The organism is uncultured Roseobacter sp., from assembly GCF_947496515.1.
Taxonomy (GTDB): domain Bacteria; phylum Pseudomonadota; class Alphaproteobacteria; order Rhodobacterales; family Rhodobacteraceae; genus Roseobacter.
In genome coordinates, this window is the sequence record NZ_CANMDB010000011.1 from 166477 (window position 1) to 175693 (window position 9217).

Consider the following 9217-nt stretch of genomic DNA (forward strand, 5'->3'; position numbering starts at 1 on the left):
AGCAATGGCTCAACCACCCCGACCAAGACACTAGACCACGGCAAATAACTTGCCCGTTAACGCCGTTGCGCTTTCCGCGCGCTCAATGCCTAAAATTTGTCTTGTTTCAGCGCCAGCCCCGCGAAATCGAAAAGCTTGGGATCCAGCAAGTGCGACGGCCGAGCGTTCATCAACGCGCGGAACATGACCTGTCTGCGACCAGGGCTGTTCTTTTCCCAACCGTCGAGAATGCCTTTGACCTGCTGGCGCTGCAGCCCGTCCTGACTGCCGCAGAGATCACAGGGTATGATCGGGTATTGCAGGGCCTTCGCGAACCGCGCGCAGTCGTCTTCGGCCACATGGGCCAGAGGGCGATACAGAAAGAGATCGCCCTCTTCGTTGACCAGCTTCGGCGGCATCGTTGCCAGCCGCCCCCCGTGAAAGAGGTTCATGAAGAACGTCTCGAGTATGTCATCGCGGTGATGGCCCAGCACCACGGCAGAGCAGCCTTCCTCGCGCGCGATCCGGTAGAGATGTCCGCGCCGCAGCCGCGAACAGAGCGCGCAGAAGGTCCGGCCCGCGGGCACCTTGTCCATGACAATGGAATAGGTGTCCTGATACTCGATCCGGTGGGGCACACCCATGCGCTCGAGAAAGGCGGGCAGAACCGTTGCGGGAAAACCCGGCTGACCCTGATCGAGATTGCATGCCAGCAGATCGACGGGCAGGAGCCCGCGCCATTTCAGCTCATAGAGGACGGCAAGCAGTGTATAGCTGTCCTTGCCGCCCGAGAGGCACACGAGCCACCGCGCGCGCGGCCTGTCCGCATCGACCATGCCGTAGTGTTCGATGGCTTCGCGCACATTGCGGACGATCCGCTTTCGCAGCTTCTTGAACTCGGTCGTTGAGGGCGCACCGGCAAAAAGCGGGTGGATATCCTGCGGTGTGTCCAGCATGGGATGGTGTCCTGATCAGCCTGTGGCGCGAGTATAACGGGTGCGGTGATGAACCAAAAGGCGCCGCGGAGCGTATCCTTTTCAAAGAGAGAGGCCGGTATGATCCGTTTATTGTTATGTCTGGGGCTGATCGCGGTGCTGAGCGGCTGCGTCGGCAAACCGTCTCTGGATGACGCGGCGCTGTCGGACCGGGAGTTCAATCTGGAGCAGTTCTTTGACGGGCGGGTGACGGCATCGGGCCAGTTTCAGGATGTCTTCGGTACCGTCCGGCGCCGTTTCGATGTGGAGGTGACCGGGACATGGGACGGCGAGACGCTGCGACTTGTGGAGGATTTCGTCTACGAGGACGGCAGCACGGAGCAGCGCATCTGGTCTCTGCAAAAGACCGGCCCGGAAACATGGCGCGGTCGTGCACCGGGCGTGATCGGCGAGGCTTTCGGCGAGGAGCGCGGGGATACCTTCAACTGGCAGTACGAGATCGATTTGCCGGTACCGGATGGCACGCTGCGGGTGCGGTTCGATGACTGGATGTGGATGCTGAGCGATACTCGGGTGCTCAACCGCGCCTACATGAAACGGTTCGGCGTGGACATTGGCGAGGTGATCATCGTTTTCGACAAGCAGCCCTAGGTGCCGGGTGTTAGTCGCTCCGGGGAGGCACGGGGTCATAGCCGCTGCGGCCCCAAGGGTGACAGCGCAGGATCCGTCGCAGCGCCAGCCACCCGCCCTTGAGCCCGCCGTGGGTGCGCAGCGCATCGAGCGCGTAAGCGCTGCATGTGGGCTGGTAGCGGCAGTTATGCCCGACCCAGGGGCTGAGGATCAGCCGGTAAAGATGGACCGGGAGAGACAGAACACGGGCGAAGGGGGTCACGCCGATGTCCCGTGCAATTTGCGCAGGGCGGCGTGCAGATCCTCCAGCATCCGGTCAAAAGGCAGCGTGGCGGTCTTTTCCAACCGCCCGATAAGCACGTAGTCGCATCCCGGACGACCGTGTTCGGCCAACACCTCGCGGGCCAGCGCGCGCAGGCGCCGCTTGGCCCGGTTGCGGGCGACGGCGTTGCCAACCTTCTTGGAACAGGTGAACCCTATCCGAACGGGGCCGGCAGTGTCTGTCCGCTGGCGCATTTGCAGCACGAAGCCCGGGGTGGCCGTATGCCGGGCGCGGGCGGCGCGCAGAAAATCAGCGCGTTTTTTAAGGGTTTCTACACGCGAAAACACCGCATCCGACCCTGTTGCTGGCGGAGATGTCCGCTGCGCAGGCCCGGAAGGCAGTGTCATGTCGGTCGCGATCAAACCGGCGCCGATCAGGCGCTCAGCGATTTCCGGCCCTGGGCGCGGCGCGCGTTGATGATCTTGCGGCCCGCTTTGGTGGCCATGCGCGCGCGGAACCCGTGGCGCCGTTTGCGCACGAGGTTGGAAGGTTGGTAGGTGCGTTTCATCGCTCCGTCTCCATCTTGGCTGTCCGGCGGCGCGGAATCGGCGACCGACCGGGATCATTCAGAACCTGCGATCTAAAGGGCGCGGTGCAGCAAGTCAAACCCTCTGACCGCTAGATCGGCACGACAATTGCAATATTTTGGTACTTATGGGGCGCTTTGCGGCTGAGTTGTTTCATCACGGCGCGATTTAAGGGGGCTGAAACGACTGTTATGTCACGCCTGATCAAGCGGCTGTGAGACCCCTGTCCGCCGGTCGGCGAAACGGTCATCTAGCAAAGCAATTGAAACCCGCGTCCCGAAAGGACAGTGTGATGGCAGATATGACCGACAATCCCAAAGCCAGCCCGAAGTCGGCGATCCGGCGCAACCTGCCGCTCATTGCCATCGCGACGGTGGCGATCATCGGTGCGATTACCCTGCGCGACTATCTGAGTTTTGATGCGCTGCGTGACAACCGCGAGGCGCTGATCGCCTTTCGCGATGACAACCTGCTGCTCACGGTTGCTGGTTTTCTGCTGGCCTATGTGGTCATTGTCGCCTTTTCGCTTCCCGGTGCGCTGATCGCGACGCTGACGGGCGGGTTTCTCTTTGGCACGATCGGGGGCGGCCTCTTGAGCGTTGCTGCGGCGACCGCAGGGGCCACCGTGATTTTTCTGGCCGCGCGCTACGGGTTGGGGGAGCGGTTGAAAGCGCGGATGGATGCCTCCCAGGGCACGGTGCGCAAGATCCGGGACGGGCTGGAGGAAAATCAGTGGTCCATGCTGTTCTTTCTGCGGCTGGTGCCGGTCGTGCCCTTTTTCGTTGCCAACCTGGTCCCCGCCTTTCTGGCCGTTCCTCTGTCGCGCTATGTCATCTCCACTTTTCTGGGCATCATCCCCGGTTCCATGGTCTACGCGTCGGTCGGGGCAGGGCTTGGCACCGTCTTTGCCCGCGGTGAGAGCCCGGACCTCGGCGTTATCTTTGAGCCGCATATCCTGCTGCCGATCCTCGGTCTCAGCGCGCTGTCGTTGCTGCCCGTGCTGATCAAGGCCGTCACCGGCAAAAAGGGGCTCTGAGCGATGAAACGGATCAAGACGGATATTCTGGTCATCGGTGCGGGGTCTGCCGGGCTCTCGGTCGCTGCGGGGGCGCAGCAGATGGGCGCGGATGTGACATTGCTCGAAGGGCACAAGATGGGCGGCGATTGCCTGAACTATGGCTGCGTGCCGTCCAAGGCGCTTATCGCCAGCGGCAAGGCGGCCCATGTTCAGCGCAACGCCGAACAGTATGGTGTCGCTGATGCGCCGGGCACGGTGGATTTCGCCGCTGCCAAGGATCACGTCGCCGATGTGATCGCGCAGATCGCGCCGGTCGACAGCCAGGAGAGGTTCGAGGGCTTCGGCGTGCGGGTGATCCGGGAGTTCGGCCGTTTTGTCTCGCCCACCGAGGTTGAGGCGGGAGACACCACCATCACCGCGCGCAGGATCGTCATCGCGACCGGCTCCGCGCCGCTGGTGCCGCCGATCCCGGGGTTTGCGGATGTGCCATACCAGACCAACGAAACCCTCTTTGAGCAGCGCGAGCGACCCGAGCATCTGCTCATCATCGGCGGCGGCCCTATCGGGATGGAGATGGCGCAGGCCCACATCCGGCTCGGCAGCAAGGTGACGGTGATCGAAGGCGCGAAGGCGCTCGGCAAGGATGACCCGGAGCTGGCGTCAGTTGTGCTCGACAGCCTGCGCGCCGAAGGGGTTGTGATCGAAGAAGACGCCAAAGCGGCCAGGATCAGTGGTGAGGCAGGCGCCATCGAGGTTGAAACGGAGGATGGCCGCCGCATCTCAGGCTCGCATTTGTTGATGGCGGTGGGCCGCAAATCCAATACCGACAAGCTGAACCTCGACGCCGCCGGGATCGAGACCACCCGGACAGGCATCAAAGTGGACGCAGGCCTGCGCACCAGCAATCGCCGCGTCTATGCCATCGGCGATGTCGCGGGCGGGCTGCAGTTCACCCATGTGGCGGGGTACCATGCGGGGGTGATCATCCGATCCATGCTCTTTGCGCTGCCGTCGAAGGCCAAGACGGCGCATATCCCCTGGGTGACCTACACCGAGCCTGAACTGGCGCAGGTCGGCCAGACCGAGGCGCAGGCCCGCAAGACCCACGGTGACCGGCTGGAGGTCGTGCGCTTTGACTACGCCCATAACGACCGGGCCATCGCCGAGCGCAAGACCAAGGGCTTCATCAAGGTTATGGTGGTCAAAGGACGGCCCATCGGGGTCTCCATCGTCGGATATCAGGCGGGCGAGCTCATTAATCTCTGGGCGCTGGCGTTGGCCAACAACATGAAGATGAGCCAGATCGCCGCCATGGTCGCACCCTATCCCACCATCGGAGAGATCAACAAACGCGCCGCCGGTGCCTACTTCAGCCCGCGCCTTTTCGACAGCGCCCTCGTCAAGCGGGTGGTGGGACTTGTCCAGCGTGTGATCCCGTGAAACCCTGAGCCCATGTTCAATTCGCTCTCAGGACGTCTGGTCATCCTGACCACTATCTTTGTGATGCTGGCCGAAGTGCTGATCTTTGTGCCGTCGATTGCACGTTTCCGCGAAGACTACCTGATGAACCGGCTGGAGCGCGCGCAAATCGCGTCGCTCGCGCTGCTGGCCGATGACATGATTGATATGGAGCTGGAGACGGAGCTGCTGGAAAACGCAGGGGTCTTCAACGTGGTCCTGAGACGCGATCAGGTGCGACAGCTGATGTTGGCCTCAGAGCTGCCACAGCCGATTTCGCAGACCTTTGACATGCGCGACGACAGTGCCACGGTGCTGATCCGCGATGCGCTCAGCCGGTTCGTGTCGCCGGAGAATGAGGTGATCCGCGTGATCGGAGCGCCGGTGCGCGACGCGGGCCTGCTCATCGAGATCACGATGGAGACTGCCCCGCTGCGCATGGCGATGATCGACTACGGGGTGCGCATTCTCATTCTGTCGGCGGTGATCTCGATTGTCACCGCTTCGCTGTTGTTCGTGGCCATGCGCGCGCTGTTACTCAAACCGATCAAGGGCGTGGTCGGGGCCATGCAGAACTATGCGGCAGCACCCGAGGACGCGCGCCGCATCATCACCCCGTCGGCGGGGGTGACGGAGCTGCGCGAGGCGGAAGAAGCACTCCAGACGCTGCAAACGGACCTGACCCAGGCATTGCGTCAAAAGGACAGGTTGGCCCAGCTTGGCAGCGCCGTGAGCAAGGTGAGCCATGATTTGCGTAACATTCTGACCACCGCTCAGCTCTTCACCGACCGGATCGAGATGAGCGAGGACCCCGCAGTGAAGCGGATGGCGCCCAAGCTGGTGAGCAGCATCACCCGGGCGGTTCATCTGTGCGAGAGCACGCTGGCCTTTGGGAAGGCAGAGGAGCCGAGCCCGACGCTGACCTTGCTGGCGCTCGATACGCTGGTCGATGAGGTGATCGAGAGCGAGAGACTGGCGGTGGGCGATGCTGATGTCCGTTTCCTCTCGACCGTGCCCCCTGACATGATGGTGCGGGCCGATCCCGAGCAGCTCTACCGTGTTCTTGCCAATCTTGTCCGTAACGCGCGCCAGGCGCTGGTGGCGGCTGATGGAACTGGCGAGATCACGGTCGCCGGGCGGGAAGACGCGCGTGCCTGGTGGATAGAAGTGGCCGATACGGGACCGGGCTTGCCGTCCAAGGCACAAGAGCATCTCTTTACCCCCTTCCAAGGCGGCGCGCGCAAAGGAGGATCGGGGCTGGGGCTCGCCATCTCGGCCGAGCTCGTTCGTGGCCATGGTGGCGCGTTGGAGCTTACCTCAACCGGCCCGGACGGGACCAGCTTCACGATTTTCCTGCCGAAAGGGGATGGTATGCTGGTGCCAATCCCGGTCCAGCCGGCCCGCGTCGGCGTGGGGTCCGAACCGGAGGCACAATAAGGCCCAGTTCCATGTTGGTTTGGTCCCGAATGCGCTTGCATAACGGCGGCCCGCGCACTAAGAGATCGCTCAGTGGACCGATAGCTCAGCTGGATAGAGTACTTGACTACGAATCAAGGGGTCGGGGGTTCGAATCCTCCTCGGTCCGCCACAGATCTCTTGTAGAACGTCATACCAAATTGACCTTTACGTCAAAAACTGACCCAGTTTTCGGAAAATGGCATAGCTGACCTTCGCACGCATAGCGGCCAAAGCTACCGAAGAGCCCATTCTACCGGATGCTGCGCTCTTCGCGAACGTCGGCAGTCCTGAAGGCTACTGATCGAGCCTTCAGGACGATATGCGGATTCACTCAAAAAACTGAGGCTTCGAGGGGTGCAATTCTTTTACAACTGATCTGCGCATCGAGATCGCCAGCCTGTCATGAAAGATGTCCAGAGTTGCCTCAGCCTTTTTCGTAGAAAGCCAACCATCGTCGATTCTCCAGTGGCGAAAGAACACCCAATCTATTGCGTTTCTGCGCGAGAATTCGAGAGAGCGTTGTGCTTGCTCTCTTGTTGGAACCTCACCAAGCCGCGCCTTCGGCCCGTACTTCTCTCGCCCTTCAGCGAGCTTCTCCTCATGCCAAGCTATTAGCTCGTCGATGTGTTTTTCGCTGATCTCAGTTAACTCCGAAATCTCTGCCGCTATGTCATCGGGAATGGTAGCTTTAGCCTTTTGAACCGCATCCAAAAAACGCTCGTCGCGCAGGAACTCCAAGGACCAATTCTTCGGCGAAGTTCTCCACAGAATGAATTCCGGCTGTTGCGTCCAGCCGCCGTTCGAGACAAGATTGAGTTGCTGAAGCAATAGCAAAACGTCATCGTTGCAGAGTGCGCAGCCCAATCCAAAACGAGCTGTAATATTTGGGGTCGGAGGTGGCGGTGGATCTTTCATAGCGATCACAAAGCCGTTTCCTATGCGAGTTGGGGGGAGGCTTCCGTTTGGTAGGCGGAATGAAAGCTTGTTTTGTTGGTTCGCAAGCCAAAGAACAGAAATGCAGATGTCATCCCATCGCGGCATAGTCGCAGGAAGTTCAGGAACATCTCTAGGTACTGCCCCCCAATCTGTTGCATCTGCAAAACCAAGCTTTACCAAGGCCATGCATCCGATTTGATAGGCTGTAGACGCCATATCATTCCAGCCCGGCCGATCCGTAGCCTTGGGCAAAGTTCCTGCAAGGAAATGGGCGACGTCGTTGCGCCAGTTTTGTTGGTCATTGCCCATGGTCACTCTCGGATAAGGCTTATGTCCTGACTGTATGGCTGGTGGCATAACAAACAGCAACTCTGCCAATCTTGCGTTTTCAAGAGCGGATTGAAATCCACGCAGCCGACTTTGGCGCAGCCGCAGCAAATGGCGCTTCTCTAATCGGGCGTTTGGGTCAAGTTCATTTCATCGTTTCGTATCCGTGTTTTGGGATCATTGTCTCTCATCCGGGTCACGCTTCTCTTCGCAGTCATTGATGACCCGGTTCGGTTGGGTCGCTGCATGCATGTGTCGGAATGGACGTGGAGCGCCCCGCTTTGTCTCGCGCTTGTCAGTCGCAGCACCAATATTCGGCGTCATCCACAGACCTCGTCCGGTGGGGGACGATCCCGTCTTCGATCTTGTGAAGGTGTCAGGTCATACGGCAGCCTCCAAAGCGCGGTGACGGAACTCGGTATTGTCGGCCCACATCCGGTGCATGATGACGGCCAACTTGCGGGCGACAGCAACGACAGCCCGGCGGCGACCTTTGCGGCGCATCAGCCGAAGGCCCCAACTTTTGATCTCGGAGCTGGCCACAGAGCGCATCATCATCGCATTGGCGGCGGCGTAGAGCGTGGCTCGCACATCGCTATCACCAGCCTTGGAGGTACGGCCCGGATTGTCGGTTTCACCAGGCTGGTATCTTCGTGGTGTCAGCCCGAAGTGCGCAGCAACCGTCCGAGAACTGGTGAACCGTGCCGGATCATCGACGGCAGCCCTGAAGGTCAGTGCGGCAATCGGCCCGACGCCCGGGACCGCCATGAAGCGCAGGCAGATCGCATCATGACTGGCGGCTTGCTTCACGCGTCGATCCAGTTCTCGGTAAGTCTTGTACAGCATTGCGCGGGCATCCAGTAGCGGCAGCAGGGCGCGCGACAAATCTGGATCAGCCTCAATCAATGGCCTGACACGCTGGTCGAAGGATCCCTGATCCACGCGTGACGGAAGACGCAAGCCAAAGACCCGGAACAGCCCCCGAACCTCATTGGCCAGATCAATGCATTTCTTTTAAACGGCCTTCCGGCTGCTCAGCAGTGCGCGGTAGGCATGTGCCTCCCGGCTCTTGATGAAGACCTTGCTATATCACCCGGACCGAAGCACTTGCGCTATCCCACGGGCATCTGTCTTGTCGGTTTTGTTGCGCATCGTCGATAGCGCCGCATTGACCTGGCGTGCCTCCATGCAGACCACATCGAACCCTGCTTTCCGAAGCCCAAAGTAAAGATGCTGGCTCATAGCGCCAGACTCGAAACCTATCTGACACTGCCCTATCGGCACATCCCGCAGGCAGGTCACGATGTCTTCAATCTCACAAGCAACAGAACGTTCGAAGACGTGCTTGCCGTTGGTATCAATCACGCAGACCGCCACCGACCGGAGCGACACGTCCAAGCCAACAAAGTAATCCATTTCGTTCTCCTCAAACTGCAGAAACCACTGCAACTCTATCAAGAACCTGACCCAGCAACCTGGTCAGCCCGATTACTCATGCTTTGTCCGCACACCAGACCTTAGTAGTGCTCCGGTTCAATGACCGCCTCGCGGGACAAGGACGAAACCGCTCTCGCGGTATTGGCGCTTGTGGCGGGTTATGCGCACTGAATTTGGCGCTGCGATTTTG

Annotated in this window: 11 protein-coding genes and 1 tRNA gene; 5 read left to right on the plus strand and 7 right to left on the minus strand. The window is 60.4% G+C overall.

What is annotated here, in order from left to right; all coding sequences use genetic code 11:
- Nucleotides 1-89: 89 nt before the first annotated feature.
- Nucleotides 90-935: a tRNA 2-thiocytidine(32) synthetase TtcA gene (ttcA, locus tag Q1A53_RS18145; RefSeq protein WP_299969140.1), complete on the minus strand. Its 846-nt coding sequence runs from the start codon at nt 933-935 to the stop codon at nt 90-92.
- A gap of 99 nt (nt 936-1034) precedes the next feature.
- Here ttcA and Q1A53_RS18150 point away from each other — a divergent pair, with 99 nt between their 5' ends.
- On the plus strand, nt 1035-1565 hold the full coding sequence (locus tag Q1A53_RS18150) for a DUF3833 domain-containing protein (protein WP_299969142.1): 531 nt from the start codon (nt 1035-1037) through the stop codon (nt 1563-1565).
- Nucleotides 1566-1575: 10 nt separating this feature from the next.
- Here Q1A53_RS18150 and yidD read toward each other — a convergent pair whose 3' ends face one another.
- From yidD to rpmH, 3 genes are read right to left on the minus strand one after another with little or no spacing between them, the layout of a single operon-like run.
- Complete coding sequence (gene yidD, locus Q1A53_RS18155) at nt 1576-1806, minus strand: membrane protein insertion efficiency factor YidD (RefSeq protein WP_299969144.1); 231 nt, start codon at nt 1804-1806, stop codon at nt 1576-1578.
- Nucleotides 1803-2213, minus strand: coding sequence for a ribonuclease P protein component (gene rnpA, locus Q1A53_RS18160; RefSeq protein WP_299969146.1), 411 nt, complete (start codon nt 2211-2213; stop codon nt 1803-1805). The genes yidD and rnpA overlap by 4 nt, the downstream gene beginning before the upstream one ends.
- A gap of 26 nt (nt 2214-2239) precedes the next feature.
- Nucleotides 2240-2374 carry a 50S ribosomal protein L34 gene (gene rpmH / locus Q1A53_RS18165; RefSeq protein ID WP_037911188.1) on the minus strand — a complete coding sequence of 45 codons (135 nt, stop codon included), beginning with the start codon at nt 2372-2374 and terminating at the stop codon, nt 2240-2242.
- Nucleotides 2375-2685: 311 nt separating this feature from the next.
- Between rpmH and Q1A53_RS18170 the strand changes: the two genes are divergently transcribed.
- From Q1A53_RS18170 to Q1A53_RS18185, 4 genes are all read left to right on the plus strand, one after another.
- On the plus strand, nt 2686-3429 hold the full coding sequence (locus Q1A53_RS18170; RefSeq protein ID WP_299969148.1) for a VTT domain-containing protein: 744 nt from the start codon (nt 2686-2688) through the stop codon (nt 3427-3429).
- A gap of 3 nt (nt 3430-3432) precedes the next feature.
- Nucleotides 3433-4851, plus strand: coding sequence for an FAD-dependent oxidoreductase (locus Q1A53_RS18175; protein WP_299969150.1), 1419 nt, complete (start codon nt 3433-3435; stop codon nt 4849-4851).
- A 12-nt stretch (nt 4852-4863) separates the two neighbouring features.
- Nucleotides 4864-6306 carry a HAMP domain-containing sensor histidine kinase gene (locus tag Q1A53_RS18180; protein WP_299969152.1) on the plus strand — a complete coding sequence of 481 codons (1443 nt, stop codon included), beginning with the start codon at nt 4864-4866 and terminating at the stop codon, nt 6304-6306.
- 74 nt (nt 6307-6380) lie between these two features.
- Nucleotides 6381-6457, plus strand: a tRNA-Arg gene (locus Q1A53_RS18185).
- Nucleotides 6458-6654: 197 nt separating this feature from the next.
- Here Q1A53_RS18185 and Q1A53_RS18190 read toward each other — a convergent pair.
- The 3 genes from Q1A53_RS18190 to Q1A53_RS18200 all read right to left on the minus strand — a co-directional run bounded on the left by Q1A53_RS18190 (nt 6655) and on the right by Q1A53_RS18200 (nt 9006).
- Entirely contained in the window at nt 6655-7641 is a 987-nt protein-coding gene (locus Q1A53_RS18190; RefSeq protein ID WP_299969154.1) for a hypothetical protein, read from the minus strand.
- A 330-nt stretch (nt 7642-7971) separates the two neighbouring features.
- Entirely contained in the window at nt 7972-8532 is a 561-nt protein-coding gene (locus Q1A53_RS18195) for a transposase (protein WP_299969156.1), read from the minus strand.
- Nucleotides 8533-8679: 147 nt separating this feature from the next.
- The gene (locus tag Q1A53_RS18200; protein WP_299969158.1) at nt 8680-9006 is read right to left on the minus strand and encodes a transposase; all 327 of its coding nucleotides are present in this window, start codon (nt 9004-9006) and stop codon (nt 8680-8682) included.
- Nucleotides 9007-9217: the final 211 nt, after the last annotated feature.

Coding starts and splice junctions, on each gene's coding strand:
- Q1A53_RS18180 (WP_299969152.1), top strand. CDS start 4,864: ATGTTCAATTCGCTCTCAGGACGTCTGGTCATCCTGACCACTATCTTT.
- ttcA (WP_299969140.1), bottom strand. CDS start 935: ATGCTGGACACACCGCAGGATATCCACCCGCTTTTTGCCGGTGCGCCC.
- rpmH (WP_037911188.1), bottom strand. CDS start 2,374: ATGAAACGCACCTACCAACCTTCCAACCTCGTGCGCAAACGGCGCCAC.
- Q1A53_RS18175 (WP_299969150.1), top strand. CDS start 3,433: ATGAAACGGATCAAGACGGATATTCTGGTCATCGGTGCGGGGTCTGCC.
- rnpA (WP_299969146.1), bottom strand. CDS start 2,213: ATGACACTGCCTTCCGGGCCTGCGCAGCGGACATCTCCGCCAGCAACA.
- Q1A53_RS18170 (WP_299969148.1), top strand. CDS start 2,686: ATGGCAGATATGACCGACAATCCCAAAGCCAGCCCGAAGTCGGCGATC.
- Q1A53_RS18150 (WP_299969142.1), top strand. CDS start 1,035: ATGATCCGTTTATTGTTATGTCTGGGGCTGATCGCGGTGCTGAGCGGC.
- Q1A53_RS18200 (WP_299969158.1), bottom strand. CDS start 9,006: ATGGATTACTTTGTTGGCTTGGACGTGTCGCTCCGGTCGGTGGCGGTC.